Origin of the sequence: Sulfitobacter sp. PR48 (assembly GCF_028807335.1) — a bacterium.
Lineage (GTDB): Bacteria > Pseudomonadota > Alphaproteobacteria > Rhodobacterales > Rhodobacteraceae > Sulfitobacter.
Genome location: NZ_JARAMM010000005.1, coordinates 257,862 through 276,908 on the forward strand (window position 1 = coordinate 257,862; position 19,047 = coordinate 276,908).

Sequence of the window (19,047 nt, forward strand, 5' to 3'; positions counted from 1 at the left end):
TTCCTTCAACGTAATTTCGGGTTCAGCGCATCGCGCAGCCAGTCGCCCAGCATGTTGACAGCAACCACAAGGATGCAAAGCTGGATCGACGGGAAGAGCACAATCCACCAGGAGCCGGAGAACAGGTACTGGTTGCCAACCCGGATCAGCGTGCCCAGCGACGGCTGGTTCGGCGGCATGCCGACGCCGAGGAAAGACAGCGTTGCCTCGATCAGGATGGCGAGGCCGAAGTTCAGCGTGGCCGCAACGAATATCGGTGTCAGCGTGTTGGGCAGGATGTGCTTCAGCATCAGCCGTCGCGCGGGTGTGCCGACCAGCCGCGAGGCCATGACATATTCCTTGCGGCGCTCCACCATGGTCTGCGCCCGCACCACGCGGGCATATTGCACCCAGGAATACATCGCGATGGCCATCACCAGAACCGCAGCCACGCCAGCCTCGCGCCAGGCCGGTGACAGGAACTGCTGCGCCACGGAACTGACAAGGATTGCCACCAGCACGATCGGAATTGACAGCAACACGTCGCCGATCCGCATCAGCACATTGTCAATCCAGCCGCCGTAATACCCCGCCATCAATCCCAGGCCGATGCCAACCACCAGCGATACCGCCACCGAGGCGATGCCGATGATGATGGAAATGCGCGTGCCGTAAAGAATGCCGGACAGGATGTCGCGCCCCTGCACATCCGTGCCCAAAAGATACGGCATTTGCCCGCCCTCCATCCAGATCGGAGGCAGCTCGGCGTTCCACAGCTCAAGTGCCGCCAGATCATAGGGGTTCTGCGGGGACAGCAGCGGTGCCAGAAACGCGGTCAGGATTACCAGTACCAGCACGATGGCGGCACCAACGGCGGATTTATGCGACTTGAACGACCACCATAGATCGCTGTCAAAGAACCGTTCGGCGCGCGAGGGCACCTTGGTATCGGTCTGATCGGTCATGCGTCGGCTCCTTTCAGGCGCGGGTCGATCACGGCATAGGTCATGTCGACGATGGCATTCAGCGCGACAAAGATCAGGGCAACGATGCAGAGGTACGCGGCCATGATCGGCACATCGACAAAAGTGACAGCCTGGATGAACAGCAGGCCCATGCCCGGCCACTGGAAGACCGTCTCGGTTACCAGCGCAAAGGCGATCAGCCCGCCGATCTGCATGGCTGTCATCGTGACAACCGGCATCAGGCAGTTGCGCAGCGCGTGGCGAAAGTGGATCGACCGGGCGGGTATGCCGCGCGACCGCGCGAACTTGATGAAATCGGATCGCAACACTTCCAGCATCTCGGCGCGCACAAGCCGCATCACCAGGGTGATCTGGAACAGTGAAAGCGACAATGCGGGCAAGATGATGGACATGCGCCCCGACGGCGTTAACAGGCCGGTGGTCCACCAGCCCAGATCAACGGTTTCGCCCCGGCCGAATGCCGGAAACCAGCCCAGCCAGACCGAAAACACCAGGATCAGCCCGATCCCCACCACAAAGCTGGGCAGCGACACGCCGATGATCGAGGTGAACTGCATCGCCTCGGCGTACCAGGTCTGTCGCCTGATCGCCGTAATCACGCCCATCGGCACGCCGACAACCAGCGAAATCAAGGTCGCCACCAGCACCAGTTCAAAGGTGGCCGGGAAGCGTTCGCCGATCATGGCCAGAACGTCCTGCTGATTGCGAAAGGAGATGCCGAAATCGCCCTGCGCCGCACGCCCGACGAACTTGGCATATTGCACGAGGAACGGGTCATCCAGCCCAAGCCTTTCGCGCAGATCGTCGCGTTGCGCCTGCGTCGCCTGTTCGTTCAGCATCTGGTCGACCGGATCACCGACGGCGGTGAAAATGACAAAGGCCAGAAACGTGACGGACAGCATGACAAAGACGGCATTGGCGAGGCGTTTGATGATGAATGCCAGCATTGTGATGGTCTCCGGTTCAGGTGCAAAAACGGGGCGACGACGATGCGCCGCCCCAGTCAGGGAGATTACTTGGTGACGTACCACATCCGTGGTTTGTTGTCGGGGAACTGCGGGAAATCGCTGAAGCCCTTTGACACCGCCCAGGCCATCGGCTGCTGGTGCATCGGCATCATGATGATCTCGTCCTTGGCGATCTTCAGCGCATCGGTTTCCATCTGGAGCCGGGTGTCACGGTCCAGTTCCACCGCTGCGGATTGGGTCAGCTTGTCCAGTTCGGGATAGGACCAGTCGCCCCAGTTGAACACGCCCGAGTTGCCGTCCTTTGAATGCAGCATCTGAACGAGGATCGAATAGGTATCCAGCATCGGCAAAGTTGCCCAGCCGATGGTGTAGACATCTGCCTTGCCGTTCGCGCGTTTCGGCGTCTGCTTGGCGGTCGGCCCGATATCAAGCTTGGGCGTGAGCCCGATACGAGACCACATCGAAGCAATCGCCTGGCAGAACTGCTCTTCGTTCACATAGCTTTCATTGGTGCAGACAAAGTCGAACTCGAACCCCTCGGCAAAACCCGCCTCGGCCAGCAGCGCCCTGGCCTTTTCGGGGTCATAGGCGACGGGAACGTCCAGCGCCTCGGAATAGCCGGGGATAGAAGGCGCAACCAGCGTACCGGCATTGCGTGACTTGCCTCGCATGACCTTGTCACGGATCAGCTCCATGTCCACGGCCATCTGCATCGCCTGGCGCACCCGCAGATCGTTCATCGGGTTTGTGCCGCCGGCCACCAGCGCGTCACGCCGGTTGAAGCCCAGCATCACGGTGCGCAGGTCGGTGCGCTCAAGCACCGTCAGATTGTCCGCCTGCTCAAGGCGCGGCAGATCCTGCACCGGGGCGCTGTCGACAAAATCGACTTCGCCTGACAACAGCGCCGCAACCCGGGTCGCCGCGGAAGAGATCGGCTGGAACTCGATCCGTGTCAGGTTATGCGCGGGATCGTCCCACCAATCGCCGTTGACGGTCAGCACGGTCTGGGCCTCCGGAGTGCGGGATTCCAGCTGGAACGGGCCGGTGCCATTGGTGTTGAAAGTGGCATAACCTTCGACGCCCGCGCTCACATCGGTGGGCTTTTCGGCGTTGTTGGCAACCAGCCAGCCTTTGTCAAAGATGTGGATGTTTGTCAGGTCGTTCAGCAACAGCGGATAGGCGCCGGTCAACTCGATGTCGATGGTGTGGTCATCGACCACCGTGGCGCTCTTGTAGGCCGGCAGGTTCCCCTTGAGCGGCGATGTCTCGTCACTCACCCGCTCCAGCGAGGCCAGAACATCTTCGGCGGTGAAATCGGCACCGTCGTGGAATTTGACACCCTGGCGCAGGGTAAAGCGCCAAGTGGTGGGGGAAACGATTTCCCATTCGGTTGCCAGTGCCGGTTCGATCTCCAGATCCCGGTTATAGCGTACCAGGCCTTCGTAAATGTGGTTCAGGAAGTTGATCGTATAGCTGTCGCCGTAGGAATACGGATCAAGCGAGACGATATCGCGGGGTGCGCCCCAGCGGATCGTTTCGGCGCTGGCAGCACCGGCCAGCAAGGCTGCGGCGGCCCCGCAGATGGCCGCGCGCCGGATGGTTTGAAGTCGTTTCATCGTGTTTCTCCCAGTTTTTTGCATACGGTCACTTGATCAATTGTATACATTTTATGTCGGACTTTTCTGTAGTGACGTCGAATTTCCCTTGGAAAACTGGGAGATTCTCCGCCATGCAGCAATTTATTTCCCGAAAGCTAGCGAGAAAATTCCGTTATGACTACAAAAAAGTTAATTATTGTATTCAATCATTGTATCCAATAGGATGAATGCACTAACCGCTGACTTCCGAAGGCGATATGGTATAGGTCCGACATGTATAAATCCGCGACACGCAGCTTTCCGGTCTATGATTCGCTCCGGCAGGCAATCATCGAACAGGCGCTCAAGCCCGGCGTGAAACTGCCCGAGGATTCGATTGGCGAAACCTTCGGCGTCAGCCGCACAACCGTGCGCAATGCGCTGGTCCGGCTCGATGCCGAGGGGCTGGTCGATCTGCAGCCCAATCGGGGCGCCTCGGTCGCGGTGCCTACCATCGAAGAAGCACACGACATCTTCGAAATGCGGCAATGCCTTGAACGCGAAGTGATGCAGCGGCTCTGCGCGATGGACCCAAAGCCCATCGTCAAGGCGCTCAGGGCGCATCTGGCCGAGGAAAACAAATATCTCCACGTGGACACCACACGGTCGATCCGGCTGGCAGGTGAATTCCACATCCTGCTGGCAGAGCTGACCGGCTCCAAGATCCTCGCGAACTACGTCAACGAGATCGTATCGCGCTGTTCGCTGATAATGGCGCGTTTCGCCCAGGCGCATTCAGCGAAATGCGGGCTGGATGAACACACAGAGATCATCGCCGCCATAGCGGACAGGGATGCCGAACGCGCCATAGCCCGGATGCACCGGCACCTGCACGGCGTACAGGACCGCGCCCTGCTCAAACCCGACGACGCGGAAAAGAACAACGTGAGCGATATCCTCGCCCGCTATGTCACCCCGAACGACTGAGCTGCCGCGCGCCTCTTGCCGTTTTCAACATTCGAGATGCCCATGAACCGCACTGCCCCAGTTTCCGACCGTTTCGATTTTGCCGAACTCGGTGCCCGCGACCGCTACAAGCTGCTGATCGGATCGGTGGTGCCGCGCCCCATCGCATGGGTGACGACGGTGGATGAACAGGGCCGCCCCAACGCCGCACCCTTCAGCTTTTTCAACTGCCTGTCGTCGGATCCGGCGATCCTCGCGCTTGGCGTGGAAAACCACTCCGACATGCGGTTCAAGGACACCGGTCACAACATCCGCGTCACTGAGGAATTCACCGTCAATATCGTCGGCTTCGACAACCTGGATGCAATGAATGTGACCGCCGTGCCCTTCGGCGCAGGCGTGAACGAGCTGGAGATGGCGGGGCTGACAATGATCCCGGGCGAATTCGTCTCCTCTCCGCAGATCGCCGAAGCGCCGGTGCGGTTCGAATGCAAACGCCATGTGACGCTCAACATCGGCAAATCGCGGGAAATCATTCTGGGCGAAGTGCTGGCGATGCACGCAAGGCCCGGTCTCGTGAATGACCGTTTTCATGTCGATGCAGCGGCCCTCGACGCTTTGGGGCGCATGGGCGGTCATGGCTATTGCCGTTCCAATGCGACCTTCGATCTTCCGACCATGTCCGAGACGGAATGGAACAGCCGTCAGCACCAGAAAACCGCTGGCAGGTAAGCGCGAAGCTACGACGGAAAAGCTGATCCCGGGCGGACGTGCTGTTCAATTGCAGGACACCATCGGGCTGGCTTCCGCCGAATACGCAACTTCGGCCCTGAACGGATACCCACGGGAAACGAACGTCTTCTAAGGAAACCTTGGACCAGACAAATGCACCAATAGGTCGCGGCAAAAGCAAAAAGCAGGGCCGCTGTCACGCATCACCCTTCAAGGGACTTTCCCGCTCCTTTTCAGGCCGGGCACCCCGGGTTTCCCTTTCTCCGCCTCCTGTGTTGCATAGTGGCAGGATGTGCGGTTGGGTTTATACAGGTCGCAGGTGCTCATCCCCCTGACAGAACTTTCAAAAGCCACACCAGCACGTCCGATGAGCCCCTGACCGCAAAAGATGAACGGACAGATAGTTTGCCAGACTGGGAACCAGACATTCGTACGTTGAGGTGTTTCATTACCGTCGCTGAAGAGCGGAACATCACGCGCGCCGCCCGACGCCTCAACATTGCGCAACCGGCGCTCAGCCGGAAGATCGCCAATCTCGAACACGATCTGAATCTCGCGCTTTTCGAACGTTCGGTCAGGGGGGTCGAGGTGACACCGGCAGGGAAAATCCTGCTGGATCGTGCCTATACGCTCTTCGGGCAGCTCGCCCAGACCTATCACGACGTCACCGCCAGTTCCGAACGGCCGGTCGGCACGGTCGTCATCGGCATGCCCCCGACCCCGGGCGAATTCATCGCGCCGCCCTTGCTGCGCCGCGTCACAGCGCGTTTTCCGGACATTGAACTGCGATTCAAGGAAGGCTTCAGCCGCGATCTGGAGGATTGGCTGCTCACCGGTCAGATCAGTCTGGCTGTCATGCACAACCCGCCGGACCGCGCGGATATCACCGCCCAGGAATTGCTGATCGAAAAGCTTCACCTGATCGGGCAGACGGGATCGCTCGACAAGCCCTTTTACACGCTTGCAGAAGCCGCATCATTGCCGCTGATCATGCCATCTCGTTCCAACTATCTGCGATTGCTGGCCGATCAACACGCGGAAAAGATCGGTCGCAAGTTGAACGTCACCCAAAGGGTCGATGGCGTCTGGCATCTGAAAGCACTGGTCCGGGACGGGCATGGCTTCACGCTTCTGACGTTCGGCGGTGTTCTTACCGAATTCCACCTGGGGACGTTGATTGCCGTTCCGATCGTCGAACCGGAAGTTCAGTGGCGGCTTTGCACCGCGATCAAATCCGACCAGCGGCAGAATATGGCGATCAAGGCAGTTGAAACCGTCATCGCGGAAATCGTCGGGGAATTGGTGGAGCGCAACATCTGGCACTAGCCATACCCTGACAGCATGAAAGTCATGTTAATCTAGCATTTTTCGCATGCCTTCCGTTCTGGCAGTCATTTACCGGTACAGCGATTGGAGGAATCGCTGAAATGGGAGGAGACTGCATGAGAACCCTGATTTCCGCGACAATTGTGGCGACTGCTCTGGCCAGCGCCGCATGTGCCGATACTTTCAAGTGGATCACCTACAAGCCGCAAGGCGCGGGTGATGCACAGGCGATCACAACACAATGGTTTGCCGATCAGTTCGCAGAGCGGACCGGCGGCAAGCATCAAATCGACATCTTCTGGGGCGGTTCCGTTGCAAAGGCCCGCGAGATCCCCGAGGCGCTGGCCGCAGGCGTGGGCGACTTCGGCGATGTGATCACGCCCTATTTTCCGGACCTTCTGCCGCTGAACAACGCCGTCGGCTTCTACATCCCGCAGCCGATGAAGACCCAGGGCGTGGGTGAAGCGATGGCGTCCTGGCACAAGGACTATCCACAATTCGGTCAGGAGCTTGCACAGCAAAATCTTCACGCTGTCGGCTTTCGGCCCCTTGAGAACTACGGCCTGCTCTGCACCAAGCCGGTCCGTTCGATTGACGATATGGCCGGTCTGCGGATCCGCTCTTACGGCTTTGCCTATCCCGCGCTGATCGAGGCGATGGGGGCGACGCCGGTGTCAATCTCGACCTCCGATTCATATGAGGCCCTGCAGCGTTCCGTGATCGACTGCACGCCGATCGGACCCGCCCTGGCGCGCGGCTGGAAATATGACGAGGTGGCCAAATATTACATCGAAGTGCCCTTCGGTGCCTCGTTCGGCCATATCATCGCGATGAACCTCGACAGCTACAACGCGCTGGACGCGGAAACCCGCGCCGTGGTCGATCAGCTCGGGCATGATTACCTGTTGGAATACAGCCGCATGCTGGATGAGGATGACGCGCGGGTGCGCGAGCTCTGGCAGGGCGATCTGGGCGTGGAAGTGATCGACTTCCCGGCGGGCGAGCTTGAAGCGCTGGTTGCCGACGACAAGGTCCAGGCGGTCCGTAACGAATGGATCGAAAAGGCCAAGGCCCTGGACCTTCCAGTCGATGACATCGTCGCCAAGCTGACATTCTGAACGTCGCATATTGGCGCGGGCCGCGCCCGCGCCAATGTCGCAGGAGAATTCCGATGCAATATACAATGAAACTGCGCGCCGGTTTCGGCCGTGTGCTGAACCTCTGTGGGCTGCTGGCGGGCATCACACTTATGGCGGTGATGGTTCTGGTCGTTGCGAATGCGCTGCTGCGGTACCTGTTCAATACGCCTGTTGCGGGCACGCTGGAACTGACCGAGGGCGCGCTTCCGATCATCGTGTTCCTGTCGCTTGCCATGACGCAATACGAGGGCGGGCACATCAAGGTCGTGCTGCTGACCCGAACCCTGCCACAAGGCCTGCGCCGCGCCGCCGTCGTTCTGGCAATGCTGGCCGGGGCCGGGTTGTTTGCCTGGGCAACCTATGCGGGCTGGAAGCTGGCTGCGAAATCCTTTGCCATCGGCGAAATCGAGCGTGGTTCGATCCGTTATCCGCTCTGGCCGGTCAAGGGCGCAATCGCCTTTGGCATGGCGCTTCTCACCATCCAATTCTTGATTGACGCGGTTCTGGCCGCGCTTGGCGGGGCGCTGCCCGATGCCGAACCGGAGGAAATCGAATGAGCAATCTGGTTATCGGCCTTATCGGGACGCTGGGCCTTTTTGCCGGCATCCTGCTCGGCATCAATGTGATGGTGGTCCTCGGCCTTGTCGGGGCGCTTGGCCTCGCCGCGCTGGTCGGGTTCCACGCCGCCACGGCGTTGCTCTCGACGGTATTCTTCGACACCACACACTCGTTCCATTTCTCGGTGATCCCGCTGTTCCTGCTGATGGGCTTTTTCGCCATGCGGGCGGGGCTGGGCGAGGACTTGTTCGAAGCCGCGTCGAAATGGCTGGGCGGGCTGCGCGGCGGGCTGGCGATTTCGACAACGCTGGGCGCCGCCGCCTTTGGTGCGGCATCGGGCTCCTCGGTCGGCACCGCGACCGTCTTTACCAAACTTGCACTGCCGCAGATGCTGAATCGCGGCTATGACAAAAGCCTTGCCTCGGCGTCGATTGCCATTGCCGGCACGCTTGCGGTGATGATCCCGCCCTCCGCGCTGGTTGTCGTTTACGGCATCCTCACCGACAGTTCCATCGGCGCGCTGCTGATTGCGGGTTTCATCCCGGGCATTCTCTTTGCCCTGATCCTCTGCGTGGCGATCTGGGTGCGGGTGCGGATGAACCCCGAACTTGCCCCGATGGAAACCACGACCTATTCGCTGCGCGAAAAGGTCCTGTCGCTGCGCATGGCAGGCCCGCTGGTGCTGATCATCGCGGCCATCGTCTCGGGCCTTTACCTTGGCATCTTCACACCGACCGAAGCGGGCGGGATCGGCGCGATGCTGACGCTGATCCTGGCGCTCATCCGACATCGCGGGTTCAAGGGCATCGCGCTTAAGGACACGCTGATGGAGACGATGCGGACAACCGCGATGATCTTTGCCATCCTGATGTGTGCGCTGGTCTTTTCAAAGTTCCTCGCGCTCTCGGGTGTCACCAACAGTGTCGGCGGCTTCCTGACCGGGCTTGAGGTCAACCGCTGGATCATCGTTGCGCTGGTCGCGATGATCTATCTCGCCCTGGGCATGCTGATGGATGCGCCTGCGCTGCTGGCGATCACATTGCCGATCACCCATCCGGTCATGATGAACCTGGGTTTCGATCCGGTCTGGTTCGGCATCTTCGTGGTGCTGCTGGTGGAAATCGGCGCGGTCACGCCACCGGTGGGCATCAACTGCTTCGTGGTGCAATCTGCCTCGAATGGCCGGGTCCAGCTCGAAGACGTGTTCCGCGGCCTGCTGCCCTTCGTGATCGCGGGCCTGGTGATGCTGGTGCTGCTCTGCGCCTTTCCGCAAATCGCGCTCTTCCTGCCGGAGCGTATGCAATGACGGAGCTGCGCAGATTCTGGGAGGACCCGGCGGTTGCCGTCGTTCTGCGCAGCACCGAAACCTCGCCCTTCGGACGCAAGGTCCGCATGGCGCTGATCGCCCTCGGGCTGGACGCGCGGATCCGGCTGGAGCCTGCCGACACGCTGGCCGAAACCGATTGTCTGCGCCTGCAGAATCCACTGGGTAAAATGCCCTGTCTCCTGATCGGAGAGGAGGCCTTTTTCGACAGCCATGTCATCCTTGAGATGCTCGATGCGCTCACAGGCGGCGGTCGGCTGATGCCCCGTGAGGGGCCCGAACGGTTTCGCGTTCTAACCCGGGCGCGGCTGGCGGACGGGATCACCGACGCGGCACTTCTGGTCACCTATGAAGGCCGCTTTCGCGGGCCGGATCAGGCCTCCGAACGCTGGCTGGCCCATCAGAAGGGCAAGATGACCCGCGCCCTTGCTGCTTTTGAAAACGATCTGCCGGATCCCGCCCGTGCGGAGCTGGTCCAGATCACCCTTGCCGCCGCGCTTGGCTATCTGAACTGGCGGCGGCCCCTCGCCTGGCAGGATGCCCATCCAAAACTCGACAAATGGTTGCAGGAATTCGCCCGCAATCACCCCTGCTGGACAAGAACCGAAAGGAAACAGGAATGAGCCTCTGGCCCGACCAACGCCTACCCGCACCAGACCCCACAACCTACAACGCCCGGCAGCAGGAAATTCATGATGCCATCGCCAGCGGCCCGCGCGGCGGGGTCCGCGGTCCGCTGGCCGTTTGGCTGCACCGCCCCGAACTGGCGGCCAGGGCGCAGGATCTCGGTCGCTACTGTCGTTACGACACGGTGCTCGACCCCAGGCTTTCCGAACTCGCGATCCTTGTGACGGGCCGGGTGTTCGGCTCGGAATACGAATGGCAGATCCACAAGGGGCACGCGCTGCAAGCCGGCCTTTCCCCCCGCATCATCGAGGACATCCGGCAAAACCGCCGCCCCGATTTCGACGATCCGGCAGAGGCCGTGGTCTATGACGTCTCGCGGGCCGCGCATGAAACACGCAATGTCGATGACGCGCTCTATGCCCGCGCGACAGAGGTTCTGGGCACGCAGGCGCTCGTCGATCTCGTGGGGATGCTTGGCTATTACACGCTGATTTCGCTGACCATCAACATCTTCAAAGTGCCCCCGATGGGGGACAACCCGGCCCCGGAGCTTTCCAATGAATGAACGTCCCCTGACCTGGAAACGCTATCCACGCACGACCCGCGCAGAATTGCCCGGGGGCGCGACGGATTGCCATTGCCACGTCTTCGGCCCCCGCGACCAGTTCCCCTATTGCGAGGCCAACAGCTACAAGCCTGCCGACGCGCCGAAGGAAGCCCTGTTCGCGCTGCACGACCAGATGGGGATCGACCGCTGCGTGATTGTGCAATCTGCGGTGCACGGGAATGACAACACGGTGGTCGTGGATGCCATGCAGGCCCGCCCCGGCCGCTATCTGGGCATCGCGCTGGCACCTCCGGATGTCAGCGACGCGGCATTGGACAAGCTGGCAGACCAGGGCTTTCGCGGCATGCGGTTCAACTACATGGCGCATCTCGCGCCGGGCGCCAGCCCCGAGGAGCTGCGCGCACTTGCGCCGCGTCTTGCCGATCGTGGCATGCATCTTCAGGTGCATATGGGCCCCGGCCTGATCGAAACCCTGTCGCCGCTGCTGGCCGATCTGCCCGTAACTGTCGTCGTCGATCACTTCGGCCGGGTGGATGCCGCGCTCGGTGTCAACCAGCCACCGTTCCAGACGTTGCTGCGCCTGCTCGATCACGACAACCTTTGGTGCAAGGTATCGGGCTGCGAACGCGCCTCGCGCCAGGATCCGCCCTATGCGGATGCGGTGGCGTTTGCCCGCACCATCGTCGAACGCTTCGGCGACAGGGTGGTCTGGGGCACGGACTGGCCGCACCCCAACTACCGCAGCGACCCGCCGGATGACGGAGACCTGTTCGACCTGCTGCCGCAGATCGCACCCGATGCCTGCGCGCTTCAGGCGCTGCTGGTCGATAACCCGACAAAACTTTACCGCTTTGAGGAGAGCTGACATGACCGGACGTCTGGAAGGCAAAATCGCAATCGTGACCGGGGCCGGCTGTGTCGGGCCGGGCTGGGGCAACGGCCGCGCTACCTGCGTGCGCTTTGCCGAAGAAGGTGCCAGGATCTTTGCCGTCGATCTGCGCGCCGACACGATGGAAGAAACGCTTGAGCGGGTGCGCGCCGCCGGGGGAGAGATCGAACCCTACCTCTGCGACGTGACCGACAGCGCGGCGGTCGAGGCGATGGTTGCCGCCTGCATCGAAAGGTTCGGCACCGTCGACATCCTCGTCAACAACGTCGGCGGCTCGGCCAAGGGCGGCGCGACCGACCTGGACGAGGCCGGCTGGGACCGTCAGATGGATTTCAATCTCAAGAGCGTCTACCTGACCTGCCGCGCGGTGCTGCCGCATATGGCTGAGAAAGGCGCCGGGGCCATCGTCAATACCTCCTCGACCTCGGGCACCCGCTTTACCGGCTCGCCGCAGATCGCCTATGCCTCGGCCAAGGCCGCGATCATCCATTTCTCCAAGGTGACAGCGGTGGAATTCGCGCCAAAGGGTGTGCGGGTCAACACCGTGGTCCCCGGTCAGCTGCACACACCGATGGTCGAGACACGGCTGGCGGGGCAGCGCACGGGGGGCAACGTCGACGCATTGCTGCAATCGCGCGTCCGGCGGATTCCGCTGGGCTGGATGGGTGATGGCCGCGACACAGCGAATGCCGCGCTTTTCCTCTGCTCGGAAGAGGCACGCTTCGTCACCGGCACCGAGATCGTGGTCGACGGCGGCATGAGCGCACGCTGCGACTGACAAGAGGCCTGTCGCAAACTCCGTCCCCAACTGTCAGATCAAACGCTGTTCTGGTTGCGCGTGCTGGCAGATGACAGGAGCAAACCGTGTCAATTTCATTTTAGGGAGCGCATTTTCCGAAAGACGTGAACTTGCAACGCGGTTTTCGTCTACTTGCGCTACGGAGTTTCATATCGGGATCTGGAGGAGTTCCTTGCCGAAGGCCTGAGCGGTCGGCAAGAGCGGCACCGGGATCGGCAGCGCTTTGGCCGTCCGCAGCACGAAAAGCCACAATGATTTTCTGACTGAGAGGCCCGGCGTGTGCTTCATCGCGTTCGAGGGTCCTCCACGGCAAAGAGAAGGGACCCTCGGAGCCTATAAGTAATTAGCATAACGGCCTTCCGCGGCATGGCAGTACCAATATGAAAACACGCAGAAACTGGCCGGACCGGGAGGGAGACCGGAACGGACCCGCTCGAAGAAGGCGTGTAAAAGGGAGGAATTTCCATGCGAGTTATCGTATCTATTGCTGCTGCCCTCGGGATTTCCGTGCTGGCCACATCAGGGGTCGCAGGTGAATGGCCCGAACGCCCCGTCACTTTGATTGTTCCCTATGGCGCCGGTGGGGCGACCGACAGGATTGCGCGTCTTGCGGCTGACCGCCTGTCGACGGAATACGGACAGCCCGTCATCGTCGAAAACAAACCCGGTGCGGGCGGGTCCCTTGGGACCATGCTTGCGGCAAACGCGGAGAATGACGGATACACGCTGCTTTTCGCCAACAATTCCACACATGTCATCCAGCCGCTGATCAACCCCAACCTGCAATACGACCCCGTCGCGGATTTCGAGCCGGTCGCCAGCCTGACCGATGCGTCGGTCTTCGTCGGCACCTCGAAGGGCCTCGGGTTCGAAAACCTCGGCGATCTGGTCGACCATCTGCGCGAGACGGAAGGCACCACCTACGGTTCTACCGGGATCGGGTCGATGGCCCAGTTCACCACACTTCTGTTTCTGGATGCGGTCAAAGGTCAGGGCAAGCATATCCCCTACAACGACACGAACGAGGCGATGGCGGCGGTCATGTCGGGTGAGATCGACATGCTGATGGCGCCCAATATCCTGCAACAATACGGTCAGGATACGCTCGATGTTCTTGCCGTCCTGTCAGCAGAGCGCCATCCCAAGGCCCCCGACGTCCCGACCGCGGCGGAAGCCGGTTTCGACGTGGAAGTTGTGGGCTGGTTCGGCGTTTTCGTGCCCGATGGGACACCCGATGACATCGTGCAAAAGCTCTCTGCCTCGATGGAGCAGGTCGTTGCAGATGCGCAATTCCGCGAAACCGCCCTGCTGACCGGGCTGTTCCCCAAATACCGGGACAATGCGACACTCAGGCAGACCATCCAGGACCATTCCAAGCTGTTCCGCAACATCGGGGAAAGCGCCGGTATCGAACTGCAGTGAACCGTCACGGGCTGTTCGCCACAGGGCGGCCCGATTTCGTTTCATACCTCTTCACCGGAGACTGTCGTGGCTCAATTCTTTCCCCGAACCCGCTTTCTGTACAGGCTGACATCGCGCGGCAGCCTGAGCGGCCTGACCCTGATCGCCGTGTCCGCTGTCGTCATCCTCGAAGCGTCCCGTATGCCCTTTGGCAGCACCAGCCAGATGGGGCCGGGCTATTTCCCCACCGCCCTCGGCGTCATCCTGTCCGTCTTCGGCCTCGTCCTCCTGGTCGAGGGCTGGCGGACACCCGAAGCCCGCGTGACACCAGGCCCGCTCGGCCCTCCTGCCCTTCTGCTGACGGCTATCGTCGCCTTCGCGGTCCTCTATGAGATCGTCGGAGGGATCATCGCTATCATCGTCGTGACTCTGATCGCGGCCATGGCAGAGCCGGGCCGGAAAATGGTCGAATGGGTGCTGTTGCCCCTGGCGATCTGTTTCGGGATATGGCTGATCTTTGGCCTGGCTCTTGATTTGCAGTTCAAGTTCCTGCCGCCGGGATTGATGCGATGATCGACAACCTGATCCTCGGCGCGCAGGTTGCCCTTTCAACGCAGACCTTCCTGTTTTGCCTGCTGGGCGTTTCGGTCGGTATGTTCATCGGTGTTCTGCCGGGCATCGGCCCGATGGCGGCGATTTCGATGCTGCTGCCGCTGACCTATTACGTCTCCCCGACAGATGCGATCGTTATGCTCGCGGGCATTTACTACGGAGCGCAATATGGCGGTTCCGTGGCCTCGATTCTAGCGCGGATGCCGGGGACAGCGTCCTCGGCCGTTGTCTGTCTGGACGGCTACGAGATGACCCGCAACGGCCGTGCCGGCGTTGCCCTGTTCATTTCCGCTGTCGCCTCCTTCATCGGTGGCAGCATCGGCATCCTGATCATGACCGGGTTCGCGCCACAGATTTCCCAGATCGCGCTGCGCTTCGGCTCGCCGGAATTCTTCATGCTGATGGCCCTGGGGTTGATCGCGGCGGCAACATTGTCAGAAGGATCCGCGATCCGCAGCCTCGCCATGGTGGTTGTCGGGATCGTCATCGGGATTGTCGGGCTTGACCTGACCTCGGGCACCATGCGTTTCACCTACGGCCAGATGGAGCTGATGGATGGCGTGAGCCTTGTCGCCTCGGCCATGGGTCTGTTCGGCCTGTCGGAAGTGCTGTCCAATATCGGCCGCAAGGAAAACCGCATCGCAACGGCCAAAGTGTCGTTCCGCTCGATGATCCCGACGCGGACGGAATTCCGGGACGCGCTTCCGGCGATCCTGCGCGGCTCTGCCATCGGCAGCTTCTTCGGTGCCCTGCCCGGCACCGGATCGACCATCGCGTCGTTCTTTTCCTACGCGGTCGAGAACAAATCCTCCCGCAACCGGAAAAACATGGGCAAGGGCGCGGTCGAGGGCGTCGCCGGGCCGGAAGCGGCCAACAACTCGGCCGCGCAGACCGCCTTTATCCCGACCCTGACCCTGGGCGTGCCGGGCGATGCGGTCATGGCGCTTTTGCTGGGCGCAATGATTGTCCATGGCGTCGCACCCGGTCCGCGCATGATCACCACCGAGCCCGAGATGTTCTGGGGTCTTGTCATGAGCTTCTGGCTTGGCAACTTCATCCTGCTGATCTTCAACATCCCGCTGATCGGCTTGTGGGTGTCGATGCTGCGCATACCCTACCGTCTGCTCTATCCGATGATCATCGTTCTCATCCTCATCGGAACCTATTCCATACGGAACTCGGTTTTCGACGTATATCAATTGCTGGCCTTCGGCATGGTCGGCTGGGTGATGCGCCTGCTGGCCCTGCCCGCACCGCCGCTGGTGCTGGGCCTTGTGCTGGGGCCGATGTTGGAGGAAAACTTCCGGCGTTCCCTTTCCCTGTCGGACGGCAGTTTCGCCATCTTTGTCGAGCGTCCGATCAGCCTGACACTGTTGCTGCTGATTATCGGAGTGGTGCTGCTGCAATCGGGCATGGCATTGATCCAGGCACGGCAAGCTTTGAAACGGGACCGTTCATGAACCGCCGTCAGTCTCGAACTGTGGCTTTGAAAGGATCTGCCATGCGAGGAAAACAGCCCTTCAAACGCCACCATTTCCCTTCTGTCATCATCCTGTGTGCGGTCCGAAGACACCGCGCGGCACCCCATGCTGCGCATACCAGACCTCCTCGGGCTGAACATCCACCACGCGCTCAGCCCCTGCGAAAGCGACGGCACGGGCCGGGGACCAATCGACGCTCGCCCTGCCGGTCAGAAAGATCGCCTCGCCACTGGCAAAATCCGGGATCAACAGCCCCGCGCGGCCCGAAACCTCGATGTTGCCCAGCGTGTTGTAGTAGCGGTTGCCGGCATAATCCGGAAAAGAAAGCGAGCCGTCTGCATTCTGGCGCAGGACGCCGGGCACCCCGCCCCGATGGGACACATCCGCCCCGTCAGTTGCATGGGTCGCGATGAAGAACGTATCCGCTTGCGAGATGATCCGATGCGCGCGTGCGTCGCCAATGGCAACAGGCTTGCCTTCCGCAAGCGGTACTGGCGCGGCGGGCGGGCAGATGTCGCGCATCCGGATGTATTGCGGACAATTGCCGTAGCATTGTTCGACCGCGATCGACAGAATAACCTCTGTCGCTGAGACGACAGTGCCATTCACGCGATTGCGCCGCCGGGTTGCGAAGTCCAGCCCAAGCACCGCCGCCTTGCTGCCGGACCGCAGATCAAGGCCGAGCAGTTCGGCAAGCACCGGGCGGCCGCGGGCCGTCAGCCGGTTGCGGGTCACCTGTGCTCCCGCTGGCAGCGGGCAGACCGTGGCCCACGGCCTTCCCCGCATGTCCTGCAGACCGACAAACAGCACAGGCAGGCTTTCGAAAAAAGGCTGCAGCAGCAGGGGTATCTCCGGCCGGATCGCGCGGGCGGCGCGTTGGCGCCAATCCGACGGAACACCAGCGCGATCCTGCACCGCGCGTTCTCCGGCGTGAAAAACGGAACCGGTCATGGCTCAAAGACCAAGAGCGGACAGGCCCGGGTGATCGTCAGGCCGACGGCCCAGCGGCCAATGAAATTTACGCTCATCCTCACGGATCGGTTGCTCGTTGATGCTGGCATGACGCTGCGCCATCAGGCCATCCGCCGCGAACGCCCAGTTCTCGTTGCCATAGGCCCGGAACCATTGCCCGCTGTCGTCGCGGTATTCATAGGCGTAGCGCACGGCGATGCGGTTGCCCGCGAAAGCCCAAAGTTCCTTTATCAGGCGATACTCCAGTTCGCGCGCCCATTTACGGGTCAGGAAAGCCTCGATCTCGGCGCGGCCCACCGGGAATTCGACGCGGTTGCGCCAGCGGCTGCCCTGCGTATAGGCCAGCGCCACCCTGGCCGGGTCGCGGGAATTCCAGCCGTCCTCGGCCAGGCGGATCTTTTCACGGGCGCTGTCTTCGGTGAATGGGGGAAGCGGGGGACGGGTCATCGCTGCATCCTTTGCGGTCAGGGGCGGGTATCAAGGGCGGGCGGCCGGGACAGGGCCCGGCCACCACGCCAGGTCATGCGGCGAGAACGCCAGCATCGACCACGGGGAAGTCGATCTCGGTCTGGGCCAGTTCGTTGAGATAGTTGGTCCAGATATTCAGCGCGACATGCTGCACGATCTCGATGATCTGGCCGTCGTCGTAACCGGCATCGCGAACCTCGCGAAGATCTTCTGTCGCAACGCGACCCCGCGCATTGAGCACCTTGACGGCGAATTGCACGGCAGCGTCCGCCTTGGCGTCGGTCGACCGCCCGGCCCGGTTCGCCGCGATCTCGGCGTCATCCAGCTTGGCAAGGTTCTTGCCGAGATAGCTATGGGCCGAAAGACAATAGCTGCAGCCATTCGCTTGTGCCACGGCCAGGGCCACGCGTTCGCGGGTGGCGGTCGGCAGGCGACCCTTGGCAAGCGCCCCTGACAGGCCGAGATAGCCCTGCAACGCGGTGGGGCTGACACTGGCGAGACGGAACAGGTTGGGGACGGAACCCAGCTGCTTCTCGACGGCTTGCAACAGCGGCTGCGATGCCTCGGGCGCTGCTGCTATGGTGGCGGGAAATGTGATACGGGACATGTGAAAGCTCCTCTGCTTGCTGTGTGAGGCAGACTTAGGGACTTCCAAAAATTGGCGGTAGACCACATTAATGGAATGAAGATTCCCAATTTCTGGAAACAACATGACCGACCGTCTGGAGACCATGTCCATATTTGTGCGCGTCGTGGACGAAGGCAGTCTGACTGCCGGTGCCCGGGCGTTGGCAATGCCCATCGCCACGGTCAGCCGCCGGATTTCCGAACTGGAGGACAAGCTCGGCGCCGAATTATTGCTGCGCTCTCCCCGGGGGCTGACGCTCACCGATACCGGGCAGACCTACCTCGCGGCCTGCCGCCGGATCATCGAAGAGGTTGCCGAAGCCGAGCGCAACGCCGGAGGTGAATTCACGGCACCGCGCGGAACGCTGACGATGACCGCCCCCATCGTCTTTGGCCGCTTGCATGTATTGCCTGCGGTCACCGCCTTTCTGCGCGCCTATCCGGAGGTCGACATACGGATGGAACTGACGGACCGGCCGGTGAACCTCCACGAAGAACACCTCGATCTGGCGGTGCGCATCGGCCCGCTTTCCGACAGCATGTTCATTGCGCGCAAGGTTGGCGAGGTGCGCCGCGTCGTCTGCGCCAGCCCCTCCTATCTCGAAACACACCAAATGCCCGAGAGCCCCGGCGATCTCGCGAAGCTGGATGCAATTACCTTCGAGAGCCTGATGTCGCCGCCGAACTGGCAGTTCGGATCGGAGCGGCCGCAGAAAGTCGGGCCGATGCGGTCGCGCCTGATCGTCAACACCGCCGAGGCAGCGATCGACGCGGCCATTGACGGGCTGGGGTTCACGCGTGTTCTGTCCTACCAGGTTGCCGCTGCGATCAGGGCGGGGCAACTCGTGCCGCTCTTGCAGCGTTTTGAGCCTGCCCCCTGGCCCGTTCACCTTGTCTATGAGCCGCGCGCCCTGATCCCGCAGAAGCTCCGTGCGTTCCTCGATTTTGCCGCGCCGAGAATTGCAGACGGCATGGCCTGATCCATCCCACCCTGCCCATCAAGCTTCAGCCAGTAACGCCTGTACCGGCGTTCGCCGCCACGCGTCAG

General features: G+C 61.5%; 21 protein-coding genes. 14 read left to right on the top strand and 7 right to left on the bottom strand.

Annotated elements, in window-relative coordinates; translation table 11 throughout:
• Positions 1-5: 5 nt before the first annotated feature.
• The 3 genes from PVW51_RS09060 to PVW51_RS09070 all read right to left on the bottom strand — a co-directional run bounded on the left by PVW51_RS09060 (position 6) and on the right by PVW51_RS09070 (position 3,549).
• On the bottom strand, positions 6-944 hold the full coding sequence (locus tag PVW51_RS09060; protein ID WP_274574653.1) for an ABC transporter permease: 939 nt from the start codon (positions 942-944) through the stop codon (positions 6-8).
• Entirely contained in the window at positions 941-1,912 is a 972-nt protein-coding gene (locus tag PVW51_RS09065; RefSeq protein ID WP_269360462.1) for an ABC transporter permease, read from the bottom strand. The genes PVW51_RS09060 and PVW51_RS09065 overlap by 4 nt, the downstream gene beginning before the upstream one ends.
• A gap of 65 nt (positions 1,913-1,977) precedes the next feature.
• On the bottom strand, positions 1,978-3,549 hold the full coding sequence (locus PVW51_RS09070) for an ABC transporter substrate-binding protein (RefSeq protein ID WP_274574654.1): 1,572 nt from the start codon (positions 3,547-3,549) through the stop codon (positions 1,978-1,980).
• 255 nt (positions 3,550-3,804) lie between these two features.
• Here PVW51_RS09070 and PVW51_RS09075 point away from each other — a divergent pair, with 255 nt between their 5' ends.
• The 10 genes from PVW51_RS09075 (at position 3,805) to PVW51_RS09120 (ending at position 12,417) form a co-directional block, all read left to right on the top strand.
• The gene (locus PVW51_RS09075) at positions 3,805-4,497 is read left to right on the top strand and encodes a GntR family transcriptional regulator (RefSeq protein WP_114276932.1); all 693 of its coding nucleotides are present in this window, start codon (positions 3,805-3,807) and stop codon (positions 4,495-4,497) included.
• A 42-nt stretch (positions 4,498-4,539) separates the two neighbouring features.
• Positions 4,540-5,208 (top strand): flavin reductase family protein, encoded by a 669-nt coding sequence (locus PVW51_RS09080; RefSeq protein WP_269360460.1) that lies wholly within the window; start codon positions 4,540-4,542, stop codon positions 5,206-5,208.
• 282 nt (positions 5,209-5,490) lie between these two features.
• Positions 5,491-6,534, top strand: coding sequence for a LysR family transcriptional regulator (locus tag PVW51_RS09085; protein WP_274574655.1), 1,044 nt, complete (start codon positions 5,491-5,493; stop codon positions 6,532-6,534).
• Between the two features lie 116 nt (positions 6,535-6,650).
• Positions 6,651-7,652, top strand: a complete 1,002-nt coding sequence (dctP, locus tag PVW51_RS09090) for a TRAP transporter substrate-binding protein DctP (protein ID WP_274574656.1) — start codon at positions 6,651-6,653, stop codon at positions 7,650-7,652.
• 53 nt (positions 7,653-7,705) lie between these two features.
• Positions 7,706-8,230: a TRAP transporter small permease subunit gene (locus tag PVW51_RS09095; RefSeq protein WP_269360457.1), complete on the top strand. Its 525-nt coding sequence runs from the start codon at positions 7,706-7,708 to the stop codon at positions 8,228-8,230.
• Complete coding sequence (locus PVW51_RS09100; RefSeq protein ID WP_274574657.1) at positions 8,227-9,537, top strand: TRAP transporter large permease; 1,311 nt, start codon at positions 8,227-8,229, stop codon at positions 9,535-9,537. Before PVW51_RS09095 ends, PVW51_RS09100 begins: the two co-directional genes overlap by 4 nt.
• The gene (locus PVW51_RS09105) at positions 9,534-10,178 is read left to right on the top strand and encodes a glutathione S-transferase family protein (protein ID WP_274574658.1); all 645 of its coding nucleotides are present in this window, start codon (positions 9,534-9,536) and stop codon (positions 10,176-10,178) included. Before PVW51_RS09100 ends, PVW51_RS09105 begins: the two co-directional genes overlap by 4 nt.
• A complete protein-coding gene (locus PVW51_RS09110) occupies positions 10,175-10,747 on the top strand; it encodes a carboxymuconolactone decarboxylase family protein (RefSeq protein WP_274574659.1) in 573 nt (190 codons plus the stop codon). The genes PVW51_RS09105 and PVW51_RS09110 overlap by 4 nt, the downstream gene beginning before the upstream one ends.
• Positions 10,740-11,615 carry an amidohydrolase family protein gene (locus PVW51_RS09115; protein ID WP_274574660.1) on the top strand — a complete coding sequence of 292 codons (876 nt, stop codon included), beginning with the start codon at positions 10,740-10,742 and terminating at the stop codon, positions 11,613-11,615. The genes PVW51_RS09110 and PVW51_RS09115 overlap by 8 nt, the downstream gene beginning before the upstream one ends.
• Before the next feature lies 1 nt (position 11,616).
• Positions 11,617-12,417 carry an SDR family NAD(P)-dependent oxidoreductase gene (locus tag PVW51_RS09120; RefSeq protein WP_274574662.1) on the top strand — a complete coding sequence of 267 codons (801 nt, stop codon included), beginning with the start codon at positions 11,617-11,619 and terminating at the stop codon, positions 12,415-12,417.
• Between the two features lie 168 nt (positions 12,418-12,585).
• On the opposite strand, the gene PVW51_RS09130 is transcribed toward PVW51_RS09120, so the two are convergent.
• Positions 12,586-12,726, bottom strand: coding sequence for a hypothetical protein (locus PVW51_RS09130; protein ID WP_274574728.1), 141 nt, complete (start codon positions 12,724-12,726; stop codon positions 12,586-12,588).
• 177 nt (positions 12,727-12,903) lie between these two features.
• Here PVW51_RS09130 and PVW51_RS09135 point away from each other — a divergent pair, with 177 nt between their 5' ends.
• From PVW51_RS09135 to PVW51_RS09145, 3 genes are all read left to right on the top strand, one after another.
• Positions 12,904-13,860, top strand: coding sequence for a Bug family tripartite tricarboxylate transporter substrate binding protein (locus tag PVW51_RS09135; RefSeq protein WP_274574663.1), 957 nt, complete (start codon positions 12,904-12,906; stop codon positions 13,858-13,860).
• Between the two features lie 66 nt (positions 13,861-13,926).
• Positions 13,927-14,412, top strand: a complete 486-nt coding sequence (locus PVW51_RS09140) for a tripartite tricarboxylate transporter TctB family protein (protein WP_274574665.1) — start codon at positions 13,927-13,929, stop codon at positions 14,410-14,412.
• Positions 14,409-15,911 (top strand): tripartite tricarboxylate transporter permease, encoded by a 1,503-nt coding sequence (locus PVW51_RS09145; protein ID WP_274574666.1) that lies wholly within the window; start codon positions 14,409-14,411, stop codon positions 15,909-15,911. The genes PVW51_RS09140 and PVW51_RS09145 overlap by 4 nt, the downstream gene beginning before the upstream one ends.
• Positions 15,912-15,998: 87 nt before the next feature.
• Here the strand turns inward: PVW51_RS09145 and PVW51_RS09150 are convergent, their stop codons facing one another.
• From PVW51_RS09150 to PVW51_RS09160, 3 genes are all read right to left on the bottom strand, one after another.
• Positions 15,999-16,883 carry a pyridoxamine 5'-phosphate oxidase family protein gene (locus PVW51_RS09150; protein WP_274574668.1) on the bottom strand — a complete coding sequence of 295 codons (885 nt, stop codon included), beginning with the start codon at positions 16,881-16,883 and terminating at the stop codon, positions 15,999-16,001.
• A gap of 3 nt (positions 16,884-16,886) precedes the next feature.
• Positions 16,887-17,351: a nuclear transport factor 2 family protein gene (locus tag PVW51_RS09155; protein ID WP_274574669.1), complete on the bottom strand. Its 465-nt coding sequence runs from the start codon at positions 17,349-17,351 to the stop codon at positions 16,887-16,889.
• A gap of 73 nt (positions 17,352-17,424) precedes the next feature.
• The gene (locus tag PVW51_RS09160; RefSeq protein WP_274574670.1) at positions 17,425-17,979 is read right to left on the bottom strand and encodes a carboxymuconolactone decarboxylase family protein; all 555 of its coding nucleotides are present in this window, start codon (positions 17,977-17,979) and stop codon (positions 17,425-17,427) included.
• Positions 17,980-18,082: 103 nt separating this feature from the next.
• Between PVW51_RS09160 and PVW51_RS09165 the strand changes: the two genes are divergently transcribed.
• Positions 18,083-18,979 (top strand): LysR family transcriptional regulator, encoded by an 897-nt coding sequence (locus PVW51_RS09165; protein WP_274574672.1) that lies wholly within the window; start codon positions 18,083-18,085, stop codon positions 18,977-18,979.
• Positions 18,980-19,047 lie beyond the last annotated feature (68 nt).